The 26,598-nt window shown below is 41.8% G+C and carries 23 protein-coding genes; 21 read left to right on the top strand and 2 right to left on the bottom strand.

All coding sequences use genetic code 11. The features are described from left to right. The first annotated feature begins 26 nt into the window (after positions 1-26). From AAFF35_RS03510 to AAFF35_RS03610, 21 genes are all read left to right on the top strand, one after another. Complete coding sequence (locus AAFF35_RS03510; protein ID WP_342331034.1) at positions 27-890, top strand: glycine betaine ABC transporter substrate-binding protein; 864 nt, start codon at positions 27-29, stop codon at positions 888-890. 180 nt (positions 891-1,070) lie between these two features. Then, complete coding sequence (locus AAFF35_RS03515; RefSeq protein WP_342331035.1) at positions 1,071-1,814, top strand: glycosyltransferase family 2 protein; 744 nt, start codon at positions 1,071-1,073, stop codon at positions 1,812-1,814. A 6-nt stretch (positions 1,815-1,820) separates the two neighbouring features. Then, positions 1,821-2,885 carry an MraY family glycosyltransferase gene (locus tag AAFF35_RS03520; protein ID WP_342331036.1) on the top strand — a complete coding sequence of 355 codons (1,065 nt, stop codon included), beginning with the start codon at positions 1,821-1,823 and terminating at the stop codon, positions 2,883-2,885. 132 nt (positions 2,886-3,017) lie between these two features. Continuing rightward, positions 3,018-4,013 carry a type I glyceraldehyde-3-phosphate dehydrogenase gene (gene gap / locus AAFF35_RS03525; RefSeq protein WP_342331037.1) on the top strand — a complete coding sequence of 332 codons (996 nt, stop codon included), beginning with the start codon at positions 3,018-3,020 and terminating at the stop codon, positions 4,011-4,013. Beyond that, entirely contained in the window at positions 4,006-4,443 is a 438-nt protein-coding gene (locus tag AAFF35_RS03530; RefSeq protein ID WP_342331038.1) for a GNAT family N-acetyltransferase, read from the top strand. The genes gap and AAFF35_RS03530 overlap by 8 nt, the downstream gene beginning before the upstream one ends. Before the next feature lie 69 nt (positions 4,444-4,512). Further along, positions 4,513-5,706, top strand: a complete 1,194-nt coding sequence (locus AAFF35_RS03535; RefSeq protein ID WP_342331039.1) for a phosphoglycerate kinase — start codon at positions 4,513-4,515, stop codon at positions 5,704-5,706. Between the two features lie 201 nt (positions 5,707-5,907). Next, the gene (mraZ, locus tag AAFF35_RS03540; protein WP_124579781.1) at positions 5,908-6,381 is read left to right on the top strand and encodes a division/cell wall cluster transcriptional repressor MraZ; all 474 of its coding nucleotides are present in this window, start codon (positions 5,908-5,910) and stop codon (positions 6,379-6,381) included. Beyond that, complete coding sequence (rsmH, locus tag AAFF35_RS03545; RefSeq protein ID WP_342333352.1) at positions 6,371-7,276, top strand: 16S rRNA (cytosine(1402)-N(4))-methyltransferase RsmH; 906 nt, start codon at positions 6,371-6,373, stop codon at positions 7,274-7,276. Before mraZ ends, rsmH begins: the two co-directional genes overlap by 11 nt. Further along, complete coding sequence (locus AAFF35_RS03550; RefSeq protein WP_342331040.1) at positions 7,273-7,692, top strand: FtsL-like putative cell division protein; 420 nt, start codon at positions 7,273-7,275, stop codon at positions 7,690-7,692. Before rsmH ends, AAFF35_RS03550 begins: the two co-directional genes overlap by 4 nt. Then, on the top strand, positions 7,682-9,784 hold the full coding sequence (locus tag AAFF35_RS03555; RefSeq protein ID WP_342331041.1) for a penicillin-binding protein: 2,103 nt from the start codon (positions 7,682-7,684) through the stop codon (positions 9,782-9,784). The genes AAFF35_RS03550 and AAFF35_RS03555 overlap by 11 nt, the downstream gene beginning before the upstream one ends. A 1-nt stretch (position 9,785) precedes the next feature. Further along, positions 9,786-11,243, top strand: coding sequence for a UDP-N-acetylmuramoyl-L-alanyl-D-glutamate--2,6-diaminopimelate ligase (locus AAFF35_RS03560; RefSeq protein ID WP_342331042.1), 1,458 nt, complete (start codon positions 9,786-9,788; stop codon positions 11,241-11,243). After that, a complete protein-coding gene (gene mraY, locus AAFF35_RS03565; protein WP_069379161.1) occupies positions 11,243-12,490 on the top strand; it encodes a phospho-N-acetylmuramoyl-pentapeptide-transferase in 1,248 nt (415 codons plus the stop codon). Before AAFF35_RS03560 ends, mraY begins: the two co-directional genes overlap by 1 nt. Beyond that, entirely contained in the window at positions 12,490-13,833 is a 1,344-nt protein-coding gene (gene murD / locus AAFF35_RS03570) for a UDP-N-acetylmuramoyl-L-alanine--D-glutamate ligase (protein ID WP_342331043.1), read from the top strand. The genes mraY and murD overlap by 1 nt, the downstream gene beginning before the upstream one ends. 3 nt (positions 13,834-13,836) lie before the next feature. Then, the gene (locus AAFF35_RS03575) at positions 13,837-15,003 is read left to right on the top strand and encodes an FtsW/RodA/SpoVE family cell cycle protein (protein ID WP_342331044.1); all 1,167 of its coding nucleotides are present in this window, start codon (positions 13,837-13,839) and stop codon (positions 15,001-15,003) included. 7 nt (positions 15,004-15,010) lie between these two features. Further along, on the top strand, positions 15,011-16,144 hold the full coding sequence (gene murG / locus AAFF35_RS03580; RefSeq protein ID WP_342331045.1) for an undecaprenyldiphospho-muramoylpentapeptide beta-N-acetylglucosaminyltransferase: 1,134 nt from the start codon (positions 15,011-15,013) through the stop codon (positions 16,142-16,144). After that, entirely contained in the window at positions 16,125-17,480 is a 1,356-nt protein-coding gene (gene murC, locus AAFF35_RS03585; protein ID WP_342331046.1) for a UDP-N-acetylmuramate--L-alanine ligase, read from the top strand. Before murG ends, murC begins: the two co-directional genes overlap by 20 nt. Then, positions 17,473-18,654 (top strand): cell division protein FtsQ, encoded by a 1,182-nt coding sequence (locus AAFF35_RS03590; RefSeq protein ID WP_342331047.1) that lies wholly within the window; start codon positions 17,473-17,475, stop codon positions 18,652-18,654. The genes murC and AAFF35_RS03590 overlap by 8 nt, the downstream gene beginning before the upstream one ends. 27 nt (positions 18,655-18,681) lie before the next feature. Then, complete coding sequence (gene ftsA / locus AAFF35_RS03595) at positions 18,682-20,043, top strand: cell division protein FtsA (protein WP_069379165.1); 1,362 nt, start codon at positions 18,682-18,684, stop codon at positions 20,041-20,043. 129 nt (positions 20,044-20,172) lie between these two features. Next, a complete protein-coding gene (gene ftsZ / locus AAFF35_RS03600; RefSeq protein WP_342331048.1) occupies positions 20,173-21,801 on the top strand; it encodes a cell division protein FtsZ in 1,629 nt (542 codons plus the stop codon). Between the two features lie 159 nt (positions 21,802-21,960). Continuing rightward, the gene (locus tag AAFF35_RS03605) at positions 21,961-23,202 is read left to right on the top strand and encodes an aminotransferase class I/II-fold pyridoxal phosphate-dependent enzyme (RefSeq protein WP_342331049.1); all 1,242 of its coding nucleotides are present in this window, start codon (positions 21,961-21,963) and stop codon (positions 23,200-23,202) included. Positions 23,203-23,439: 237 nt separating this feature from the next. Next, positions 23,440-23,619, top strand: a complete 180-nt coding sequence (locus AAFF35_RS03610; protein ID WP_342331050.1) for a histone H1 — start codon at positions 23,440-23,442, stop codon at positions 23,617-23,619. 66 nt (positions 23,620-23,685) lie between these two features. Here the strand turns inward: AAFF35_RS03610 and dapA are convergent, their stop codons facing one another. Both dapA and ligA read right to left on the bottom strand, forming a co-directional pair. Next, positions 23,686-24,567, bottom strand: coding sequence for a 4-hydroxy-tetrahydrodipicolinate synthase (gene dapA / locus AAFF35_RS03615; RefSeq protein ID WP_342331051.1), 882 nt, complete (start codon positions 24,565-24,567; stop codon positions 23,686-23,688). Positions 24,568-24,576: 9 nt separating this feature from the next. Beyond that, positions 24,577-26,589: an NAD-dependent DNA ligase LigA gene (ligA, locus tag AAFF35_RS03620; protein WP_342331052.1), complete on the bottom strand. Its 2,013-nt coding sequence runs from the start codon at positions 26,587-26,589 to the stop codon at positions 24,577-24,579. Positions 26,590-26,598 lie beyond the last annotated feature (9 nt).

Here is a 26,598-nt window from a genome sequence, read left to right on the forward strand (position 1 = left end):
TCAATGAACAAATAAAATAACATACCATGAAAAGATTCATCAGCGGAATATTAATCGCATTGGCCATCGGGATGGTTTATTCCTGTGGAAATGCAACAAATGATAAAAAGGTAACGATAGCTTATGTGAACTGGGCAGAAGGAGTCGCAATGACTCATTTGTCTAAAGTCCTGCTGGAAAGAGAAGGATATACTGTGGATTTGAAAAATGCAGATGTAGCACCGGTATTTGCGGCGGTAGCAGGCGGGGATGCGGATGTGTTTCTGGATACCTGGATGCCGGTAACGCATAAAGAATATATAGATAAATTTGGTGCTAAGCTGGAGATGCTGGGAACCAATTTCAAAAATGCCAGGATTGGTTTGGTGGTTCCTGACTATGTGAAGGTCAATAGTATCGAAGAACTGAACGCCAATGCAGCGATGTTTGATGGCAAGATTGTGGGCATCGATGCCGGAGCAGGAATTATGAGTAAAGCCGAAGCTGCGGTTAAAGATTATGGTTTGAAACTGGAATTGCAATCTGCCAGTGAAGCGGCAATGCTGGCCATCCTTAAGAAAAGTATAGATGCGAAACAACCTGTAGTTATTACAGGCTGGTCCCCTCATTATATTTTCAGCAATTATAAATTGAAGTTCCTGAACGATCCTAAAGAAGTCTTTGGGGCGGTGGAATCCATACAGACCGTTGCGAACAAAGATTTTGTTCTGGCAAACCCACAGGTGACAACCTTCTTTAGAAATTTTCAACTGGATGATCAGGAGCTGAGTTCCTTAATGGCGGAGATGGAAAGCAGCGACAATGAGAAAGTTGCGGTGGAGAAATGGCTGACGGAACATGTGGAGCTGGAAGCGCAAATGAGGTCTTTCCTGAAGACGGAAGACCACTAAATTTAATATAGCTTATAAAGGCGGTTTGGAAGAAATCTTTCAAGCCGCTTTTTTATGCCTCAGAATGCGGTTTTATCACTGTTTGCTAATCTTATAAATGATTATTTAATCTTTGCGATAGTTTTTTAATTATATATTAAGTATTTTTAATATATTTGAGTGTAAATAGATTGGATCATTATGAAAATAAGTATCGTTACGGTTGTTTTTAATGGGCTGGAGTTTATTGAAGATTGCATTTTATCGCTGGCTGCCCAGGATCATTTGACTATAGAACATATCGTGATCGATGGGGGCTCAACAGATGGAACCATTGAGGTCATTCACAAGTATCTGAAACAGATTTCCTATTTCTGCTCGGAAAAAGACCAGGGTTTATATGATGCATTGAATAAAGGGATTGCGGTTGCTACTGGTGAAGTTCTGGGCATATTGCATGCTGATGACTGTTTTGCCGATTGGGGAGTGCTCAGCGCAGTGGCGGATTGTTTCAACGTGAATCAATGTGAAGCTGTGTATGGTAATTTAAATTTTATACAACGACATTCTCCTGCTATGTCGCGTAGAAAATGGGTTTCTAAAGTTTATAGCAGGAAGGACCTCCGGCGTGGCTGGATGCCTGCTCATCCTACTTTATTCTTAAAAAAAGAACTGTTTCTTTCTTTGGGTGGCTATTTGTTGAATTACGGATCTTCGGCAGATTATGAACTTATATTGAGGTATTTCTATCGCTATAGGATTCATGCGGTTTTTTTAGACAGGGTATTGGTTAATATGAAGTTGGGTGGATTAAGCAATGGTTCTTTCAGGAAGCGGAGCAGGGCTGCAGTTTACGATTATAAAGCATTGAGTACGCATGAAGTCCCATATCCTTTTTTAGTGCTGTTGTTGAAAAGGGTAAGGAAAGTAAGGCAGTTTTTTTAGACGTTTATGATGGAAGGGATTGTTTTTTTTGCCTTTAGTTTCTTGCAGGTGGCATTGTTAATTCCGGTAGTGATCCGCTTCTCTTTCCTTTTAGGGGTATATGACGAGGCAGATGGGAGGCGAAAAAATCATGGCGGGAACATTTCGAGGCTCGGTGGGCTCGCTATTTTTGCAGGATTAATGGCCGGTATTTTACTGTTTATAGATTTAAAAGCAGATATAAGTATGCTGTTTGTGCTGGCCTCTTTTATGCTCTTGTTTATGCTGGGACTGAACGATGATGTTTGCGGAACAGGTCCGGTTTTAAAGATTTTTGTGCAATCGGTATCGGCCATGATTCTGGTCTTTGCAGGCTGGCAGGAGGAGCCCGATTGGATCGGTTTTCTAATGGTTTTTCTGTTTGTGCTGCTGAGTAATGCTTTTAACCTGATCGACGGGCTGGATGGATTGGCTGGAACTTTGGGGCTCTTTGTGAACCTTTTCTTTGGTATTCTGCTCCTTCTTGGCGAGGACCATGGCTATGGCGGAATTGCAATAATTCTGTCCGGATCACTTGCCGGTTTTCTCCTGTTTAACTGTGCGCCGGCAAAAATATTCATGGGCGATGCCATGGCGATGCTGACGGGACTGATTTCCGGGCTAATGGCGCTGAGGTTTATTAAACTGGCAGATGGTGGAGGGATCAGTTTTCTATATTCAGATTCAGCCATGGTTGTCGCTTTGGCAGTATTGATCGTTCCCGTATTTGATTGTCTGAGGGTGTTTTTTATTCGGCTCCTGCATCATACCTCTCCATTCTCCGGGGATAGAAATCACATCCACCACCGTCTGAAGCAATTGGGATATACAGATAGGGCAGTGGTTTTCCGTCTGCTTATTTTTAACATCAGTATGGTCGGAATGACACTCCTGTTGCAGCATCTGGGCAATTTTACCCTGATCATTCTGCTGTTTTCCATTTGTATGCTGTCTAATGGCCTGCTTACTTTTGCAATCCGCAAAACAGGAGATAAAAATTACCGTTTAAGAGACGTTCTGCTCAGGGATACTTTAAATATCAGCCGAAATTAATCGCTGCGTAATTTTTAATATTCTATCCGGAAATAGTATCACTCCTATAAAGAATATAGGTACTTTTGCGCCGTAATTTACAAAGGCCGGGCGGCATTTGGGATTGCTACACCAACAAAACAACAGATAGAAATGAATATAGCAATTAATGGTTTTGGTAGAATTGGCCGTATGTTTTTACGTAGGGCAATTGAGAAAAACATCAATGTTGTGGCCATCAATGATTTAGGTGATGCGGCAACGCTGGCACACTTATTTAAGTATGATACGGTACACAGAGGGTTTAAAGGGAAAGTCTCTTTTGAATCAGATGCCTTAATCATTAACGGAAAGAAGATTCAGCTGTATTCAAAATCCAATCCTGAGGAACTTCCATGGGCAGCTTTGGAGATTGATCTGGTCCTGGAATCTACGGGTAAATTCATTAGCCGGGCAGGAGCGGGGCAACATTTGCTTGCCGGTGCTAAACAAGTGTTGATTTCTGCACCCGCTGCAGATAAAGATATCCCTATGGTCGTACTTGGTGTAAATGACGACGCGATAGATTTAAAAAGCACCATTCTTTCCAATGCTTCCTGCACGACGAATAATGTGGCACCAATGGTGAAAATATTAGATGATAACTGGGGCGTATTAGAGGGTTACATCACTACGGTTCACTCCATGACGGGGGATCAGAACCTTCATGATGGTCCACATAAAGATTTAAGAAGGGCAAGGGCGGCTTCTGCTTCCATCATTCCGACAAGTACTGGTGCGGCAAAAGCAATTACTAATATTTTTCCTCATCTGGAAGGTAAGTTGGGTGGTGCCGGGATCAGGGTTCCGGTTTTGAATGGTTCTTTGACAGATTTTACCTGTCTTTTAAAATCTCCGACAACCATCGAAGAAATTAATGCAGCTTTTAAAAAGGCTTCGGAGCAGGAGTTGAAAGCTTTGGTGGAGTATACTGAAGACCCGATTGTTTCCGTTGATATTCTAGACAATCCACATTCCTGCATTTTTGATGCACAGCTGACCTCTATCGTTGGAGATATGGTTAAGGTAGTGGGATGGTATGACAATGAATCCGGATATTCTGCGAGATTGGTAGACCTGGTTCAAAAAATTGAGAAAATAAATGGTTAAATATATATCAGCTGAACAAACACTGCCCTTGCGCAGCTTGGTGCTCAGAAATGGACTTCCGGAAGCGGAATGTGTGTTCCCTCAGGATCACATCGATGGTGGCTTACATCTGGGTTGCTTTGCCGGAGATCAATTGGTTTCTGTTGCGACCATCTTCCCTGAAGATCATCCTGAACATGGCCCTCGTGGCTTCCGTTTGCGTGGAATGGCTTCTGATCCGGCCTTTGCGGGAAAGGGATATGGCGCAAAGCTCATAAATTTTGCAATTGATGAACTGACATCCGCTAATGCTGCTTATATTTGGTGCAATGCCCGTAGTGCTGCCGCTGCTTTTTATACGAAGCTTGGCTTTACCATGATTTCCGAAGAGTTTGAGATACCGGGGATAGGCCCGCATTTTAATATGATCCGGTTGCTGGCTGTAAATTAACTTAGTAAAATCTGTCTCTTTTTTTAGCTGCAGGAACATCAAAACCAATAATTCTAAACAATAACAAGAATGAAAACAATAGACCAGTGTAATTTCAAAGATAAGAAAGCCCTAATCCGAGTGGACTTTAATGTTCCTTTGGACGCGGAATTTAACATTACTGATGATAAAAGGATGCGTGCTGCATTGCCTACCATTACTAAAATATTGAATGATGGTGGTTCAGTGATCCTGATGTCTCACCTGGGACGTCCAAAAGGCGGACCAGAAGACAAATACTCTTTGAAACACATTTTAGGTGACCTTTCCAGAATGCTGGATTTGGAGGTGAAATTTGCGGACGATTGTATTGGTGCATCTGCGGTAGATAAAGCCAAAAACCTGGAACCAGGACAAGTGTTGTTATTGGAGAATCTTCGTTTCTATAAAGAAGAAGAAAAAGGCGACAGAGATTTCGCGGAAAAGTTGTCTAAACTTGGAAATGTCTATGTAAACGATGCTTTTGGGACTGCGCACCGTGCACACGCCTCTACATCAATCATAGCGGAATTTTTTCCTAACGATAAATACTTCGGCTATCTGATGGCTGAAGAATTGAAAAATGCAGAAAAAGTAAATCATGGTGCAGTGAAACCTTTCACGGCAATTATGGGTGGTGCGAAAGTGTCTGATAAGATTTTGTTGATTGAAAGCTTATTGGATAAAGTAGATAACCTGATCATTGGTGGTGGAATGGCTTATACTTTTGCGAAAGCACAAGGTGGTGAGATTGGTACCTCCCTGTTGGAAGAAGACAGAATGGCACTTTGCCTGGAGTTGCTGGAAAAGGCGAAAGCTAAAGGAGTAAAGTTATTTCTCCCACTTGATACCACCATCGCTGATAAATTTGCAAATGATGCCGAGAAAAAGGACGTAGATACCGGTCATATTCCTGCAGACTGGATGGGATTGGACATCGGCCCAAAAAGTATCGAACTGTTTTCTGAAGTGATTAAAAACTCAAAAACTTTGCTTTGGAATGGTCCGATGGGTGTTTTTGAAATGGCTAATTTTGAGCATGGTACCCGTGCAATTGCAAATGCGGTTGTAGCTGCTACTCAGGATAATGGCGCTTTTTCATTGATTGGTGGCGGTGATTCTGCTGCGGCAATTGCTAAATTCAATTTAGAAGATAAAGTAAGTTATGTATCTACCGGTGGTGGTGCATTATTGGAATATATGGAAGGTAAAGAATTGCCGGGAGTGAAGGCGATCAATGCCTAATATTTTAGACTAAATTTAGGACAGGCGTTTCGTTTAAAACGAAACGCCTGTTTTTTTTACCACCTTGATTTAGGCCTTCTTAGCACTTTAAAGAGGCAAAAATCTTGGTACGAAATATGTTGATAATTTTTTGTGGTAGAATGTGGTAAAAAGTGGTAGAAATATCTATTTTTACCCTACATAAAAAGTGCACATATTAAAATGGTTCAATTGTTAGGAGAATTTGATTGTAAATTGGATGCGAAAGGCCGCTTGATGGTTCCTTCGTCTCTGAAAAAACAATTGCCCAACGTTGAGCAAGAGGGACTTGTGATTAACAGGGGGTTTGAAAAGCACCTGGTGATCTATCCTAAAAAAGTATGGGAGGGAATCGTGGAAGAGTTAAGTAAGTTGAATCCGTACGAACAAAAAAACAGAGAATTTATTCGATATTTTACCCGTGGCGCGACGGAATTGACGTTAGATGCGACCGGAAGGGTGAATTTACCTAAGTCTTTATTGGAATCTGTAGGCATAGAAATCAGTGCAGAACTGGTTCTGGCCTGTCAGTTTGACAAGATTGAAGTCTGGTCTAAAAAATCGTATGATGCTTTGTTTGATAAAGAGCCTGAAGATTTTGCAATGCTTGCAGAAGAAGTAATGGGCAATAAGAATAGGAGGAATGATGGAGAATAATTACCACATCCCCGTAATGTTGAAAGAATGTATCGATGGTTTGAATATCAAACCTGATGGTGTATATGTGGACGTGACCTTTGGTGGTGGCGGACATTCAAGAGAAATCCTGAAGCATTTAGGTAAAGACGGAGTGTTGATCGCCTTCGATCAGGATCCTGATGCACAAAGGAATAAGATTGATGACCCACGTTTTATTTTTGTAGATCAGAATTTTGCCTTCATCAAAAATAACCTGCGCTTATTGGGTTATAGAGCGGTAGATGGAATTCTGGCCGACCTTGGCGTTTCTTCCCACCAGTTTGATGTGCCGGAAAGAGGCTTTTCTACCAGGTTCGAATCTGACCTGGATATGCGTATGGATAAACAAGGCGCTTTAACGGCTGCTGATGTTTTGAATACCTATACAGAAGATAAGCTTCATAAAATTTTCGGAATTTATGGTGAGGTAAAAAATGCAAAATCACTGGCCCGTGCGGTAGTAACCGGCCGTGTGGAACAACCGATTAAGACACTTGCTGATTTTAAAAGAGCAGCAGGTGCACACATTCCGAAAGGAAAAGAGCATAAATATATGGCTCAGGTGTTCCAGGCTTTGCGCATCGAGGTCAATGCAGAAATTGAAGTGCTGGAGAATTTTTTAATGCAAACGGCTGATGTCTTAAAAACAGGAGGCCGTTTGGTGGTAATGTCCTACCATTCACTGGAAGACAGACCGGTTAAGAATTTTATAGCAAAGGGGAAGTTTAAAGGTGAGGTGGAAAAAGATTTTTATGGGAACGAACAAAAACCTCTTAAAATCATCACCAGAAAAGCGGTGGTTGCGGATGCTGAAGAGCTGGAGCGCAACAGCCGGGCAAGGAGTGCCAAACTCAGAATTGGAGAAAAGCTATGAATAACGAGTTCAGGCACCATATAGAAGAGGAGGATTTGGAACCTGAAGAAATTCAGTTGAAGAAACCACGGAGGAAAGTAAGGGAGCCTGAAGGTGAAAAAGCGTTCTTTAAAAAGTTATTTACCGAGGGTGTAGTGACTAAGGAAGCGGCAACAGATATGTTACCGTTTTTACTGTTTTTGTCTGTTTTGTGTATGCTATACATTGCAAACAGCCATATGGCGGTAAAGAACATTAGAAGTATTGATAAATTAAATAAAGAAGTAAAAGAGTTGAGCTGGGAATATAAGTCGCTAAAAGCAGACTTAATGTTCAAAAGCAAATTGACTGAAGTTGCAAAAAAGGTAGATACATTGGGGATTAAGGAATTAACCGAACCTCCTAAAAAAATTGTAATCAACACTAATGAACATTAGAGCAAACATATTATTGCGTGTTTATCTGTCTTTCGGACTGATTGTACTGCTTGCCGTGGCAGTATTGGTCAGACTATGTGATGTACAGTTTGTAGAGGGGCATAAATGGCGTGCCATGGCCGATAGCCTCTCTACTAAGTATATCAATGTGGAAGCTGCACGTGGAAATATCTACTCATCAGACGGAAGTCTGCTTGCTACCTCTATTCCTGAGTATGAACTGAGGATGGATTTGTTTGCCGGTGGAATCGATGATGATAAAGTGTTCTATGGAAAAGTAGACTCCTTAGCGCTTAAATTATCTCAGTTCTTTAAAGATAAAACGCCTAAAGAATATTCACGTTACCTGCGTTCGGCGAGGAAGGACAGTGCCCGCTACCTGCTGATCAAACGTAAAATAGGTTATCAGGAATTGAAAACGATCAGAACATTTCCTTTGTATAACATCGGGAAGTATTCAGGCGGTTTAATTGCGGTGCAGCAGAACAAAAGAATTAAGCCTTTCAAATTTCTGGCTTCCAGAACAATTGGCTATAAAAACGAGAACGTTGCCAACGGAGTAGGACTGGAAGGTGCTTATGGAAATTATATCAACGGAGAAAGTGGTAAAAGATTGGTGCAAAGGATCGCTGGTGGTGTCTGGATGCCGGTAAATGACGAAGCAGAAGTGGCGCCTAAAGAAGGAGCTGATATTATATCAACAATCGATATCAATATGCAGGATCTTGCGCAAACTGCTTTGGAAAGACAGTTGAAATTAAGTGATGCAGACCATGGTACGGTGATTCTGATGGAAGTAAATACAGGTGAAGTACGTGCGGTAGCAAATTATACCAGAGTGTCTGAAGGTGTTTATGAGGAGAAGTTTAATTATGCCATTGGTGGTAGCCAGGATCCAGGATCTACGTTTAAACTGGCTTCTTACATGGCATTGCTGGAAGATAAAAAGGTAGATACCAATACTTTGGTGGATACTGGTGATGGTTTTTACAGAATTCCAGGACATACGATTAAAGATTCACATGGTGGAATTGGTGTGGTAACAGTGATGAAAGCTTTTGAACAATCGGCAAATACTGCAATTGCGAAATTGGTAAACATCCATTATAAGGATAACCCTTCTCAGTTCACGGATCATTTGTATGACATCCATATGAATGAGAAGGCGATTTTACAGATTCCTGGAGAAGCGAAACCAGTGATTAAAAATCCTTCCAACAGAAGCTGGAACAAGAACATGACCTTGCCACAAATGGCTTATGGTTATGAAATGCAGATCACACCACTTCAAATGCTGACCTTTTACAACGCGGTAGCAAACGATGGAAAATATATTGCGCCGATCTTTGTGAAAGAGATCAGAAGACTGGGAAACCCAATTGAGCAATTCCATGCAAGGGTGATCAGCGATAGGATTTGTTCGGAAAGAACGATCAAAAAATTACAAGCTATGCTGGAGTCTGTAGTGACTAAAGGAACGGGTAAGCTGATGGGCTCTCCGTTTTACAGGGTAGCAGGAAAAACAGGAACAGCACAGGTCGCAGACGGTAATAAAGGGTATAAGGCAAAGAGAAGCTATCAGGCTTCTTTCTGTGGTTATTTCCCTGCAGACAAACCGAAATATTCGATCATGGTATCTATCAATGGTCCTAAGAATGGGTATTATGGGTCAACAGTAGCTGGTCCGGTATTTAAAGAAATTGCAGACCGCATTTATGCAAGTGATATGCAGATGTATAGCAATGTAAAAGACCACTTAGTAGGGAATACGAAAAACCCTGAAGCGAAAGCAGGTCAGAGTAAAGCAGTGAAGAAAGTATATAATGCTTTAGGAATTAAATCGCTTTATGCGGCTAAGTCTACCTATTTCAACAGCATCGATACCAATAATGGTGTGGTGTATGAAGAGTATAATTCTATCAAAGGAATTATGCCGAATGTAAATGGAATGGGTTTAAAAGACGCATTGTACCTTTTAGGGAATGTAGGATTGAAAACAAAGGTGATTGGAAGTGGAAAGGTGTTTAGTCAGTCTATCCCTTCCGGAAGTAAAATAGGTAAAGGATTGGCAGTAGAATTAGAATTGAGATAGTATGCAGTTACAAGATGTTTTATATGGAATAGCCATAACAAACCTGGTTGGTGTAACCAACAGGGAGGTGACTGCGCTTGCTTTTGATTCCCGTCAGATCATTAAGGATACTGTATTTTTTGCGATTAAAGGAACTTTATCCGATGGACATAAATATATAGCGGATACCATTAATGCAGGTGCCTCAGTAATCGTTTGTGAGCAGATTCCTGAAAACAGACCTGCAGAAGTGACTTATATTCAGGTAGAAAATACTTCGGTTGCGTTAGGTGCAATGGCGGCTAACTTCTACCATAATCCTTCTTCAAAATTGAAATTGATTGGCATTACCGGAACAAATGGTAAGACGACCATCGCAACGATATTATTTAAATTGTTCCGTGAATTGGGCTATAGTGTAGGTCTGATCTCTACAGTACAGAACCACATCAATGATGCAGTGATTCCTGCAACGCATACTACGCCTAACCCAATTGCTTTGAACGAGCTGTTGCAGAACATGGTGGATGAAGGTTGTGAGTACTGCTTTATGGAAGTGAGTTCTCATGCAGTTGTTCAGCACAGAACGGAAGGGTTGAGCTTTGCAGGTGGGGTGTTTTCAAACATTACACATGACCACCTGGATTTTCATAAGACCTTCGACAATTACATCAAAGCAAAGAAAGCATTTTTTGACGGACTTCCGGCGAGTGCTTTTGCATTGACCAATCTGGACGATAGGAATGGAATGGTGATGCTGCAGAATACCAAGGCTACAAAACAAACTTATGCACTAAAACAGCTGGCTGATTTTAAAGCGAAAGTAGTAGAGAACAGCTTTAATGGTTTGCACCTGGATATTGACCATTCAGATGTATTTTTTAAACTGGTAGGCTCGTTCAACGCGTACAACCTATTGGCAGTTTATGGAACGGCGGTATTACTTGGTCAGGATAAATTAACGGTATTAACAGCTTTGAGTAACCTGACTGGTGCGGAAGGAAGATTTGATTACATCACTTCAAGTCAGAACATCATTGGAATTGTGGATTATGCACATACTCCGGATGCGGTTCAGAACGTGTTGAGCACGATTCATGACATCAGAAAAGGAACAGAACAAGTGATCACCATCATCGGTTGTGGTGGCGACAGAGATAAAACGAAACGTCCGGTTATGGCACAAGTGGCCTGCGACTGGAGTGATAAGGTGATCCTGACTTCGGATAATCCAAGGTCGGAGAATCCACAAACGATTGTAGAGGAAATGGAAAAGGGCGTGTCGCCAACAAATAAACGTAAGACGTTGAGTATAGTCGATAGAAGAGAGGCGATAAAAACGGCTTGCCATTTAGCAAGACCAGGAGATATTATCCTGCTTGCCGGAAAAGGGCATGAGAAGTATCAGGAGATCAATGGAGTAAGGTATCATTTTGATGATAAGGAAATATTAATGGAACAATTAAACTTAATCAGCTAATGTTGTACTACCTGTTTGAATATCTAAATCAGCATTACGATTTTCCGGGATTGAGGTTGTTTCAATACATCACTTTCCGTACTTCATTAGCGGTGATTATTTCCCTGATCATTACCACAGTTTATGGCCGTAGAATTATTGATTATCTGCAAAAAATGCAGGTAGGTGAGACGGTGAGAAATCTGGGGCTGGAAGGACAAATGCAAAAACAAGGAACACCAACAATGGGTGGAATCATGATCCTGTTAGGGATTTTGGTGCCTACATTATTGCTGGCCAACCTTTCGAATATTTATGTATTGCTGATGATCATTACCACAGTGTGGATGGGGATCATCGGTTTTGTGGATGATTATATCAAGGTCTTTAAGAAGAATAAAGAAGGTCTGGCAGGAAGGTTTAAGATTGTCGGACAGGTTGGTCTGGCTTTAATCATTGGCTGGACGATGTATTTTAATCCTAACATCGTGGTGAGACAAACGGTTGATGAATCGGGAATCTCGAAAACTACGGCACCAATGGTGTTGAGACAAAAAGGAGAAAGCTTTTATTATACTCAGGACGTTAAATCTACGCTGACCAATGTTCCTTTTTATAAAAACAATGAGTTTGATTATGCCAAAGTCCTTAAGTTTTTGGGCGATGGGTATGAGAAATATGCGGTTTTCGTATTCCTGTTGTTTGTGGTGATTATTGTCACTGCAGTATCCAACGGGGCAAACATTACGGATGGGATCGATGGCCTGGCGACGGGTACTTCGGCCATTATCGGACTTACCTTAGGCTTATTGGCGTATGTATCCGGTAATACTGTGATCGCAGATTACCTGAACATCATGTACATCCCCAATTCGGGAGAGCTGATGATTTTTGCGGGTGCCTTTGTCGGGGCGTGTGTGGGCTTTTTATGGTATAATTCCTATCCTGCGCAGGTGTTTATGGGAGATACCGGAAGTCTGGCGATCGGAGGAATTATCGCTGCATTTGCGATCATGATCCGTAAAGAGTTGTTAATCCCGGTTTTATGTGGGGTATTCCTGATAGAAAACCTATCGGTAATCATCCAGGTGAGCTATTTTAAATATACCAAAAAACGTTTTGGTGAGGGCCGAAGGGTTTTCCTGATGTCGCCTTTACACCATCATTATCAGAAAAAAGGATACCATGAAGCTAAGATCGTTACCCGTTTCTGGATCATTGGAATTCTTTTGGCCATTATTACCATCATCACTTTAAAACTACGATAATGGAAAATAAAAGGATAGTCGTTTTAGGTGCCGGTGAAAGCGGTGTAGGTGCAGCAATGTTGGCGCAAAAACATGGTTTTGATGTTTTTGTATCTGACTTTGGCGCCATTGCTTCGCAGTATAAAGAACGCTTAGAGGAGCTGAATATCGCGTTTGAAGAAAAACAACATACCGCAGAAGAGATTCTAAATGCGGATGAAGTGATCAAGAGTCCGGGAATTCCGGAGAAAGCTCCGATCATTGTTGCCTTAAAAAAGAAACAGATTCCGGTGATCTCTGAGATTGAGTTTGCTAAAAGATATACCGATGCCAAAACGATCTGTATCACAGGGTCGAATGGAAAGACAACAACGAGCATGCTGACTTATCATATTTTGAAGAAAGCAGGTTTGAATGTCGGACTGGCAGGAAACATCGGAAATAGCTTTGCTGCTTTGGTGGCTACAGCTGATTTTGATTGGTATGTGCTGGAGATCTCGAGCTTTATGCTGGATGACATGTATGATTTTAGAGCAGATATCGCTGTTTTATTAAACATCACGCCGGATCATTTGGACCGGTACGACTACAAGTTGGGGAACTATGCGGCATCAAAAATGCGTATCGCTCAAAATCAGGGTAGTAATGACACTTTCATCTATTGTGCCGATGATGAAGAGACGATAAAGGCAATGAAACACATCAGGTTTAATTCAAAAATGTACCCCTTTTCTATTCGAAAACAAATCGAAGAAGGCGCATACCTGGAAAGTAACAACATGCATATCAATATTAACCATAAAGACCCATTAACCATGTCCATCATAGAACTAGCGTTACAAGGCAAGCATAATATTTATAACTCTATGGCTTCGGGCATAGTGGCAAAGGTATTAGAGATCAGAAATGCTACCATTCGTGAAAGCATGGGGGACTTCAGGAATATTGAACACAGACTGGAACATGTGGCTAAAATCTCTGGTGTAGAATATATCAATGATTCTAAGGCAACGAATGTGAATTCTACCTGGTACGCATTGGAAAGTGTCAATACAGATGTGATTTTGATCATGGGTGGTGTGGATAAAGGAAACGATTACGAGATGCTGAAGGACCTGGTTCGTCAGAAGGTAAGGGCCATCGTGTGTTTAGGAAAAGACAATAAAAGAATTCACGAAGCTTTTGAAGATGATGTAGAAGTGATTGTCAATACTTTTTCTGCAAATGAAGCGGTTAAGATGGCTTATCACCTGGCTAAAAAAGGAAATACGGTATTGTTGTCGCCTGCCTGTGCAAGCTTCGATTTGTTCAAAAATTATGAAGACCGTGGCAATCAATTTAAGATGGCTGTGAAAGAATTATAGATTATGATCGCAATAAATAAGATTTTAGACAAAACAAAAGGAGATCGCTGGATATGGCTGATCATTATCCTTTTGTCTCTGATCTCTATACTTACAGTGTATAGTGCTACGGGAACCTATGCTTATAAAGTTGGTAAAACAGTAGAAAAGGTTTTATTAACCAAGCATTTGATCTTCGTGATTATGGGGATAGGAATGATCTATGTCGCGCATTTATTGGATTACAAATATTACGCTGGAATTTCAAAAATCCTGATGATCATCACGATTCCATTGCTGTTTTATACGGCAATATTCGGGGCGAGCATCAACGAGGCTTCCCGTTGGGTGAAAATTCCGGTGATCGGACTGACGTTTCAAACTTCCGATTTGGCAAAGCTGGCGCTGATTACGTTCCTTGCGAGAATGCTGACGAAGAAACAGGAAAATATTAAGGATGTAAAAGAAGCCTTTATTCCTATCATGGGATCGGTATGTGTGGTGTTTGCTTTGATTGCATGGGCGAACTTGTCTACGGCAATCATGCTTTTTGGGGTAAGCATACTCTTGCTCATCATTGGCAGGATCAGTATTAAGCAGATCTCTATCGTATGTGCAGGTGGTGCGGTGCTGCTGTTACTGATTGTATTTTTAGGTCCAAGGGCCGGAACATATAAGTCGAGGGTAAATGCGTTTTTACATCCGGAGAAACAGAATTCAGATAAGACCTATCAGGCGGATCAATCTAAAATCGCCCTGGCAACAGGTGGCGTTTTCGGAAAGGGACCGGGCAATAGTACACAAAGGAATTTTTTGCCCCATCCATATTCGGATTTTATCTTCGCGATTATTGTGGAGGAATATGGTTTGTTAGGGGCAATGACGGTGATTGTATTGTACCTCGTCCTGCTCTACCGATGCGTCCGAATCGTAACCCAAAGTCCGAAGGCCTTTGGGGCTTTGCTGGCTGCGGGCCTTAGTTTTAGTCTGACAATCCAGGCTTTTGCTAACATGGCCGTAGCGGTAGGATTAGGTCCGGTAACAGGGGTTCCATTGCCATTGGTAAGTATGGGTGGAACATCAATGATCTTTACGAGTATCGCATTCGGAATTATCCTGAGCGTAAGTAGAGATGTAGAAGAAAAAGGTAGTAAAAAAGTAGTGGTAGGTGAAATACCTGCAATGGCATAATATAAAGATGAAGAGCGCAACGAGAATAATTATTTCAGGTGGTGGTACTGGCGGACATATCTTTCCGGCGATATCAATAGCGAATGCCTTAAAACGCATGGAGCCGGGTTGTGAGATTTTATTTGTCGGCGCTACCGGTAGAATGGAAATGGAAAAAGTTCCTGCTGCCGGATATAAGATTATTGGTTTAAACATCAGCGGTATACAAAGAGGCTCTATTGCGAAAAATTTAAGTTTGCCATTTAAATTGCTTGGAAGCATGCGTAAGGCCTTGCAGTTAATTGCTGATTTTAAACCGGATGTCGTGGTTGGTGTTGGTGGCTACGCTTCCGGTCCAATCTTATTTGCGGCATCATTAAAAAAGGTTCCTTACCTGATTCAGGAGCAGAATTCTTATGCCGGAATCACCAATAAATGGCTGGGCAAGAAAGCAGCTAAAATCTGTGTGGCTTTTGATGATATGGACCAGTTCTTCCCAACAGGAAACATCCTTAAAACAGGAAATCCGGTAAGGAAAGACGTGGTAGATATTGCGCAAAAACACCATGCAGGTGCAGAATTGCTGAAACTGGATCCTTTAAAAAGAACCATCCTGGTGACAGGTGGTAGTCTTGGTGCAGGAACATTAAATAAAAGTATTGAAAAGCACCTTCAGGAATTGATTGATGCAGATGTACAGGTGATTTGGCAAACGGGTAAGTTCTATTATAAAGGAATTGTAGAGCGGGTAGGATTGAATTTCCATCCCAACATAAGAATTCTGGAATTCCTGAATAAAATGGACATGGCTTATGCTGCAGCTGATTTGATTATTTCCAGAGCAGGGGCAGGGACGATTGCAGAGCTTTGTTTGATTAAAAAGCCGGTGATCCTTGTGCCTTCACCAAATGTGGCGGAAGACCACCAGACCAAAAATGCGATGGCGCTGGTCAAACAAAATGCAGCATTGTTAATCGCCGACCGTTCTGCGGAAGATACGCTGATACCGGAGGCTTTGAGTTTATTGAACGATAAGGAACGCAGTAAGATGTTTTCCGAAAACATAGGAAAGATGGCTTTGCCGGATTCCGATAATATAATTGCAGAAGAGGTCATGATTTTAGCAAGGAAGGGAGGTCAGGATGGAGTTAGAAACGATTAAGCGGATTTATTTTGTAGGGATTGGTGGAATCGGCATGAGTGCCCTTGCGCGGTATTTCAAAAACAGGGGTTGTGTGGTTTGTGGTTATGACAAGACCAGAACGAACCTGACGATTGCGCTGGAAGGGGAAGGAATTCCGGTTTCTTATGTGGACGAGGTTGCTTCATTGCCGACTGATTTTATATCACCTGATGTAGATACACTGGTTGTGTACACCCCGGCTATTCCGAAAAACAGCGCTTTGCTGAACCATTTCAGAGCAGCTGACTTTGTCTTGAAAAAACGTTCCGAAGTACTGGGAATCATTAGTAAAGGTCAGTTTTGCATTGCTGTTGCGGGAACACATGGAAAGACGACCACTTCGTCGATCATTGCCCATGTACTAACAGATACAGGTTTTGGTTGTACTGCCTTTTTAGGTGGAATAGCGAGCAATTATAACAGTAACTTTTTGTTGGGCGATAACCATGTGGTGGTCGTAGAGGCTGATGAGTATGACCGGTCATTCCTGACTTTGCATCCTGATCTTTCTGTGATTACTTCTATGGATGCAGATCACCTGGATATTTATGGTGATGCGGGGCAACTGGAGGAATCCTTCCGCCTGTTTGCCGGACAACTGAAACCAGAAGGGACCTTGTTTGTAAAAGCAGGATTGCCTTTGGAGAAGGGAATTACTTATAGTGCAGGTTCATCTTCTGAAATCAAAGGACAGAACATCCGTGTGGAAGGTTCGAAGTTTGTGTTTGATTATGCAGATGGGGATACGCTGATCTCCGATTTTCAGCTGATGCTGCCAGGAAAGCATAATGTAGAAAATGCAGTTGCGGCAATCGCAGTGGCCTTAAAGCTGGGCATTGATGCGGATAAAATAAAGGTCGCTATTGCGAATTTTAAAGGCGTAAAAAGAAGGTTTGAATATATAGTTAACGGGGATGGTCATATTTATATTGACGATTATGCCCATCATCCGGAGGAATTAAGGGCTTGTTTTGACGCAGTCAGACAGCTGTATCCGGAGAAAAAGCTGACGGTGATTTTTCAGCCACACCTGTTTACGCGGACCCGTGATTTTGCAGACGACTTTGCAAAAGTATTGAGTACGGTAGATGAGCTGGTGTTACTGGAGATTTATCCGGCGAGAGAATTGCCACTGGAAGGAATTGATTCCGGCTTCTTGCTGAATAAAATTACCCTTAAAAATAAAGAGATCGTTGCGAAAGGCCTGGTGCCGGAGTACATTAAAAATAAAAATCCTGAGTTGCTGTTAACAGTGGGCGCAGGGGATATAGATACGTTAATACAACCACTTAAAGCTAATTTCACTAATGTTTAAAGACATCAATTGGAAATCGGTATTTAACAAGTTTGCCTGGATATTTTGTCTGAGCGGCCTGGTGGTGCTTATGAGTTTTGTAAGCAGCAAGAAAAGTACGGTTGCGATTACCAATGTCAAAATATTAATTCCAGGTGCGGATAACTTTATAGAAAGGGAAGAGATTGATGCGGTTTTAAAACAGAGTCAGGGTTCTTTGATCGGGCGTAAGCTGGAGCAGGTGAATCTTCAGGATATAGAGAAGAAGATTAAATCGAATCCTTATATCGCGATGGCAACGGTCTATGCGGATATGGACGGTGTGATTCATATTGAAATTAAACAGCGTCAGCCGATTTTAAGGGTGATCAATGCGAATGGTCAGGACTATTATATTGACCGGAACGGATTGAAAATGCCGGTATCTCCAAACTTCACTGCAGATGTACTGGTGGCGAATGGAAATGTGATGGAACATTTTACCGGAAGGGTGGATACGCTGATCACCAAACTGGCCAGGGATTTGTATGAGACTGCATTGTTTATCAAGAAGGATACTTTGTGGGATGCGCAAATCGAACAGCTTTTTATAAATGATAAGGCAGATATTGAGCTGATCCCAAGAGTAGGCAATCAACGCATTATTCTGGGTTCTGCAGATTCTTTAGAAGTAAAGATGAGAAACCTGTTGGCTTTTTATAAGCAGGCGATGCCTAAAGTGGGATGGGATACGTATAAAACGATCAATATAAAGTATACGAACCAGGTGGTCTGCATTAAAAATAAGCCGGATTCCATAATTGTTAATGGCGTGAAGCGACCTAAGATTGTCGATACGCTGAAGTCAAATAAAGCGGTGGTTGATAAGCTGGTGTTACAGCAGATCGCCATGGAAATGAAAAATGACGGAGATGACCCCGACCAGCCTGATGGTGCAGCGGCTCCTCCTCCAAAAACGGTTAAGCCGGTGGGGAGTACAAAACCTGCAACGGCAAAGACCACAAAGCCTGCAGTTGCTAAAACGGTAAAGAAAAAGGTAGCCAGTCCTGTAAAAAAGGCAACAATAAAACCGCCGGCTAAACCGGCAACAGCAAAACCCGCTAAGCCGACAGTAAAAAAACCGGTAAACACTGCTGCAAAGAAACCGGGCGCAGCAAAAGAGAATAGTAAAACAGATACCAAGAAGAACAAATAGTATAAAACTCAACAAATCGATATAGTTATGGGCAAAGAAAAATCTATCGTGCAGTCTCCAATCGTAGTAGGATTGGATATTGGTACTACAAAGATCTGCGTGATCGTAGGCCGGCGCACGCAGCACTCAAAAATCGAAGTACTGGGCATAGGGAAAGCGGAGTCTGCCGGGGTTACCCGCGGTGTGGTTTCCAACATCCAAAAAACGGTGCAGGGAATAGCACAGGCCGTGGAAGTGGCCAGTGGGCAATCGAATGTAGAAATCCGCGTGGTGAACGTTGGTATCGCTGGTCAGCATATCAAGAGTTTGCAGCACCGTGGAATTCTGACGAGGAGAGAGCTGAACAATGAGATCGGTAAAAAAGATATAGACAAATTGATTGATGATATGTTCAAACTGGTGATGCCCCCGGGAGAAGAAATCATTCATGTCTTGCCTCAGGAATTTACCATCGATAACGAGCCCGGAGTAAAAGATCCTATCGGAATGGCAGGAGTGCGCTTAGAAGCGAACTTTCACATCATTTCAGGACAGGTTACTGCTGTCAAGAATATCATGAGGTGCGTAACCAATGCCGGGTTACAAACTCAGGAATTAATTTTGGAGCCTCTTGCTTCTTCTGAATCGGTGTTGAGCGAGGAAGAGAAGGAAGCAGGTATCGCTTTAGTGGATATTGGTGGTGGTACTACTGATATTGCTATTTTTCATGAAGGCATCATTCGCCATACTGCTGTTATCCCATTTGGTGGCAATAGCGTAACGGAAGATATTCGTGAAGGTTGTTCTGTAATGAGAAACCAGGCTGAACTGTTGAAGACCCGTTTCGGTTCTGCCCTGGCTGAAGAAAATAAAGAAAATGAAATCATTTGTGTTCCCGGACTGAGAGGAAGAGAACCGAAAGAGATTTCCGTAAAAAACTTAGCTTATGTGATCCAGGCCCGTATGGAAGAAATCATTGAGCATGTTTACTATGAGATCAAGTCTTCAGGATATGAGAAAAAGCTAATCGGTGGTGTCGTAATTACCGGTGGTGGTGCGTTGTTGAAACACCTTTCTCAACTGGTAGAATATGTGACTGGTTTGGATTGCCGCGTAGGTTATCCGAATGAGCATTTGTCGAAATATGAAGACATGCCAAAGACGATTTATGATGACCTGAAAAGCCCGATGTATGCGACGAGTGTCGGCTTACTGATCAAAGGCATCCAGAAAGCTGAGGAGTTGATTGAAGAGATGAAACAACCCGGAGTTTATGTGGAAAAACCTAAGGATGGTAAAGACAAAACCAAGAATTCCGGTGGTGGCTTGTTCGACAAGCTGTTAGCGAAAGCCAAGGATTTTGTGAAGGACGATATGAACGTAAGTGACGAAGATTATATTAAATCATAATATTTATCCACAATGAACGATTTTTCCACATTTTAAACACTTGTGGGAAACGCCTGTTAAAAAGTGTGTATTATTACATAGGTAGATGAACAGGAAAAACGAATTTTTAAATAACTGATTCATAAAGATATGCAGTTCGAAATGTTAAAAGATAAGTCATCAATCATCAAGGTAATTGGTGTTGGTGGCGGTGGTGGTAATGCGGTAAACCATATGTACCGTCAGGGAATTACAGGAGTAGACTTTATTATTTGTAATACAGATGCGCAAGCATTGGAGTTTAGCCCAATCCCTAATAAAGTACAATTGGGTGCAAGCCTTACAGAAGGAATGGGCGCAGGCTCAATCCCTGAGGTTGGAAAAAACTCTGCTATTGAAAATATAGATGACATCAAACAAATGCTGGGAAGCACGACAAAGATGTTATTTATTACAGCCGGAATGGGTGGTGGTACCGGAACAGGTGCAAGCCCGATCATTGCTAAAGCAGCCAAAGAATTAGACATATTAACCGTAGCCATCGTGACTACGCCTTTTGCCTTTGAAGGAAAGAGACGTAAGATGCAGGCCAATGATGGTTTGGATGAGCTGAAGAAATATGTGGATTCGTACCTGGTAATTTCGAACGACCGGTTGCGTGAAATTTTTGGTAACCTGACGTTGGGTTCTGCTTTCGCGCAGGCCGATGATATCTTAACTACCGCCGCAAAAGGAATTGCAGAGATCATTACCGTACCTGGATATATCAACGTGGATTTTAAAGATGTGCGCACCGTGATGAAAGACAGCGGGGTATCCATCATGGGTAGTTTTGCCTGTGACGGTGAGAACCGTGCATTAAATGCGGTGGAAGGGGCTTTAGCTTCGCCATTATTAAAAGACAATGAGATTGAAGGTGCCAGATATATTTTATTAAATATCAGTTCAGGTTTACGCGAAGTAACGATGGACGAGGTGACGATCATCACGGATTACATTCAGGACAAAGCAGGTCTTTCTGCAGACTTGATCTGGGGTAACTGTATTGATGAAAATCTGGAAGATAAATTGTCGGTGACGATCATCGCAACAGGATTCCAGACCACAGAGCAACGTGATGAAGAAAAAAAGAATGTAAAAAAGATTTCTTTGCTGACGCCTGAGGAGGCTCCTTTGGTAAAACCTATAGAAGCAGTAAACTCTTTTATTGCACCTAAACCTGAAGCGGTTTCGAATGAGCCGGTGATGAAAGCAAAGGATGAAATTAAACAGTCTGATCTTTTCGGTGACCTGTACGGAAACAATAAGAGAAAAATGGAAGATCCTGAAAACGGGATCGTAAGACATACCCTGGTAGAAGAAGAAGCTTCGGCTGCGGAAAGCCAGGAACCTTCTTTTGAGTTTGAGATCAAAGTGGCAGAAACTGATTTTGTATTTGAAAAACCAGAGTCTGTATTTAACAATGATGTAGAACCTCAAAAACAGGAAGTGCCTGAAACAGGTGCTGATGATGATAAAAACGATGAGTCCATCGAAGATCAGTTGAAAAAATCCAAAGAAAGAATTTTGAGATTAAAAGACCTGAGCATGAAATTGAGAACCAGTAATGGTTTACAGGAACTGGAAAATGAACCGGCTTACAAACGCAAACAAATGCAATTGCAACAGGTTCAGCACTCTTCAGAATCTCAGGTTTCAAGATTTACTTTGAGCAATGACGAGGACGGATCTACAGAGATCAGACCTAATAATTCCTTCTTACATGATAACGTTGATTAACAAAATCATCTGAATATTTAAAAAGCCTTAGCGATTTCTTTGCTGAGGCTTTTTTGGCATAATAATCGTACGTATGCCTATAAAGGGGGATAATTGCTATTGAAGCATAATAACCTTAAATTTGCAAAAAATAAGACATATAATTTAAATAGATACACATTGGATATTTTTGATAAAGTAGCAAAGCGCATGGGCCCGATTGGTCAGCACCAAAAATGGTCACATGGATATTTCTCTTTTCCTAAATTAGAAGGAGATATCGCGCCTCACATGAATTTTCGTGGCAAAGAACATTTAGTTTGGAGTTTAAACAATTATTTAGGGTTAGCAAACCATCCTGAGGTAAGAGAAGCAGATAAGCAGGGAGCAACAGATTTCGGTATGGCCTATCCTATGGGCGCAAGGATGATGTCGGGGAACTCTAAATACCATGAGCAAATGGAGCAGGAGCTGGCAGCCTTTGTTGGAAAACCTGATGCATTTTTGTTAAACTATGGTTACCAGGGAATGGTGTCGATCATCGACTGTCTGGTAGACAGAAATGACGTGATTGTTTATGATGCGGAATCTCACGCCTGTATTATAGATGGTTTACGCCTGCATATGGGAAAACGTTTTGTATATCAGCATAATGATATTGACAGTGCCCGTAAGCAATTAGAGCGTGCGACTAAACTGGTAGAACAAACCGGTGGTGGCATCCTTTTAATTACTGAAGGTGTTTTCGGAATGTCCGGAGCACAGGGGAAACTAAAAGAACTGATTGAATTAAAGAAAGATTTCGATTTCCGTTTGCTGATTGATGATGCACATGGTTTTGGTACAATGGGACCAACAGGTGCAGGAACTCATGAGGCTCAGGATTGTATTGATGGGGTAGACGTTTACTTTGGTACTTTTGCCAAGTCGATGGCCGGTATTGGTGCTTTCGTTGCCTCTACTGAGGAGCTGACGAATTTCTTCCGTTATAACATGCGTTCCCAGACTTTTGCAAAGGCTTTGCCTATGCCAATGGTAATTGGGTTGCTGAAGCGTTTGGAATTGCTTAAAAACAGCCCCGAGCTAAGAGAACGCTTATGGAATATCGCCACTACCCTTCAGAATGGTTTAAGGGAGCGTGGATTCGATTTAGGTGTAACGAATACGATGGTGACACCGGTATTCTTAAAAGGAGAGTTGTTAGAAGCTACGGCATTAACGATGGACCTTCGTGAGAACTACGGGATCTTCTGTTCGATTGTGGTGTATCCGGTAATTCCTAAGGGACTAATCGAGCTGAGGTTGATTCCTACAGCGGCACATACTTTGGAAGATGTACAGCGTACCTTAGATGCTTTTAGCGAAGTCTCTGAAAAACTTAAAAGCGGTTATTACAAAGAGAACCAGTTCTCTATGGCTTAATCTGATATAGCGCATTGCAAAAAGAGACTGCTTTTGATTAGGCAGTCTCTTTTTTATTTAAAAGAGAAATCTGTTTCGATTTGGAAAGAAAGGCGGTATACCACTTCGGAAAGGCTGAAAATAGTTCTCATTTGCGCCTATTTATTGTCTCAAACTCTTTTTTTATTAAAATAAACATCTTACTTTAGTAATAGAGTATCAATCAAACCATTAAAAACTAAAAGGAGTAAATTAACGATGAAAAAATTTAATGAAGCAAAAGAACTTGTTGCCGCTTTAGAAGCTGATGCAGACAAATTCTACAACAAAGCCAACAGTGCTGCAGGAACCCGCGTACGTAAAGGTATGCAAGACCTTAAAAACCTAGCTCAGGCTATTCGTTTGGAAGTTCAGGAGACTAAAAACAAAGCCAACTAACTGAGCTTTTTGATTCAAAAAAAAGCGTCCAGGAAACCGGGACGCTTTTTTTATGCCATCTGCTTTTTATGCAGTGATTCTTTTCGTTTCTGCAATGATCGCCTGACGCAATTCATCCGATACTTTTACCAAAGGTAAACGCACATGATCATCACAAACACCCAATTGTTTCAGGGCTGCTTTTACGCCGGCAGGATTGCCTTCTGCAAACATCTGTCTGGTAAATTCAATCAGGTTCAGGTGTAATGGAACTGCAGCATTGAAATCACCTTTTAAAGCCAATCTGATCATATCAGACAATTGTTTTGGCAAAGCGTTTCCAATCACAGAGATCACACCTACGGCACCCAGGGAGATCATTGGCAAAGCCACAGGATCATCGCCGGAGATTAACATAAAATCAGCTGGTTTATCCCTCATGATCTGGTTAAACTGGTCAAAATTCCCCGAAGCTTCTTTTGTTCCGATGATGTTTTTAAAATCATTGGCCAAACGACAGGTGGTTTCCGGACTCACATTACTTGCGGTACGTCCCGGTACATTGTACAATAAAACAGGTAATGCACTGGCTTCAGCCACCGCTTTATAATGCTGATAAATGCCTTCCTGAGTTGGCTTATTATAATATGGACTGGCGGATAAGATCGCCTCATAACCATTCGCTTCAAAATCTCTTATGCTTTGTGCAACTTCTGCAGTATCGTTTCCTCCGATACCTGCAACAAGCGGTAAACGGCCATTATTGATTTCAGCAGTAAATTCCCAGATCTTCTTCTTCTCACTCTTATTCAGGGTTGACGCTTCTCCTGTGGTACCTAAGGATACCAGGTATTCTACCTTTCCTTCGACTAAGTAATTGATGAGGTTTTTTAGTCCTTCATAATCTACTGTTCCGTCTGCATTAAATGGTGTAACCACTGCTACACCTGTTCCGTGAAATTTATTCATCTTTTATATTTACTTCAATAACTCTAATAGGTCGTCTACAGAAATCAGGGGGACATTTAACTTATTTGCCTTCTCTAATTTGGAAGGACCCATGTTATCACCTGCTACAAGGTAATTCAGCTTTGCAGAAATGCCGCTTAAGATCTTGCCCCCATTGTTTTCTATCATTTCTTTGAGCTCTTCTCTACTGTAATTCTCAAAAACTCCCGAAATTACAAATGTTTTTCCAGTTAATTTGTCACTTTCCAGTGTAATTTCTTTTTCTACTACTTCGAATTGCAGGCCATAGCCTTTTAACAAGTCAATTTGTTGCAAATGTTCTGGTTTTCCAAAGTATTCTATAATGCTTTCTGCGATTCTCTGACCAATTTCATCAATCGCAACCAGCTCTTCCAGGCTTGCACTGGTTAATTTGTCGATATTCTTTGTTCCTACCGCCAGTTTGCGGGCAACGGTTTCGCCAACATACCTTATTCCCAATCCAAAAAGGACTTTTTCGAAAGGCATTTGTTTGGACTGTTCTATTCCCTTCAGCATGTTTTCAATAGAACGCTCTCCAAAACGATCCAGGGTTTTCAATTGATCGGATTTTTCATGCAAGGTATACAGGTCGCTGATATGGGCTACCAAACCACGCTGATAAAAGGTTTCGATCGTTTCATCTCCCAGTCCGTCGATGTTCATCGCCTTGCGGCCGATGAAATGTTGCATTTTTCCAACGATCTGCGGCGGACAAGCCTCGTCATTAGGACAGTAGAACGCGACTTCTCCTTCTTTTCTGATCAGGCTGGTATTACATTCCGGACAAAGCGTCGGGTAGTTGACCTTTACCGCACCTTCCTTACGTTTCGCTAGGTTGACATTGATGATCTTGGGAATGATTTCTCCTCCTTTTTCTACGAAGACGCTGTCGCCTTCATGAAGATCCAGTCTTTCAATTTCATTTGCATTGTGCAATGTGGCCCTTTTAACCGTTGTCCCCGCCAGCTGAACTGGCTTAAGGTTGGCCACAGGGGTAACGGCACCCGTACGTCCTACCTGATAAGTTACCTTTTCCAGAATGGTCTCTACTTCCTGTGCTTTGTATTTATAAGAAATGGCCCAGCGTGGGGATTTGGCAGTAAAACCCAATTCCTGTTGCTGTGCATAACTGTTCACTTTTATAACGATTCCGTCGATCTCGTAGGATAATTTAAAACGGGCTTCTTCCCAGTATTGGACAAAGGCCAATACCTCATCCATACTGCTGCTGAGTTTGGTATGCTCACAAACATTGAAGCCCCATTCTTTGAGGTTCTCTAAGCTTTCCCAATGCGTTTTGAAATAGTTTTTATCCGTATTCAGAGAATAAAGAAAACAATCCAGCGGACGTTTGGCTACTTCTTTGGAATCCTGCATTTTAACGGTCCCTGCGGCAAAATTTCTTGGATTGGCATATTGGACCTCACCGAGCTCTTCACGTTCCTTGTTGAGGCGGTCAAAGGCTGCACGGTGCATGAAAATTTCCCCTCTGATTTCAAAAAGAGGAGGAACCGCTTTATTTTTTAATTGATGTGGTACATTACGGATGGTTTTGATATTGGTGGTGACATCATCACCTTTGCTGCCATCGCCGCGGGTAACAGCTCTGACCAATTTGGAATCTTCATAGGTGAGGCTGATGGAGAGGCCATCAAATTTTAGTTCACAAACATATTGAAACTGGTCGCCAATGGTTTTTCTGACACGGTCGTCGAAGTCACGGAGGTCCTGCTCATTATAGGTATTGCCTAAAGACAGCATGGGCCAACGGTGGGGAACGGTGGTGAAATTTTTAGTGATATCGCCCCCAACTTTTAACGTCGGAGAGTTGGGATCAGCAAATTCAGGATGTTCTTTTTCCAGTTTATCCAGCGCTGCTAACTTTTGATCAAATTCGTAATCTGCAATGGTAGGCATTGCCAAAACATAATAATTGTAACTGTGTTGGTTAAGCTCCTTAACCAAGGCTTCCATTTTGTCTTTTATCTCCATAAGTGGCATAAGACAAAT

The organism is Pedobacter sp. FW305-3-2-15-E-R2A2, from assembly GCF_038446955.1.
Lineage (GTDB): Bacteria > Bacteroidota > Bacteroidia > Sphingobacteriales > Sphingobacteriaceae > Pedobacter.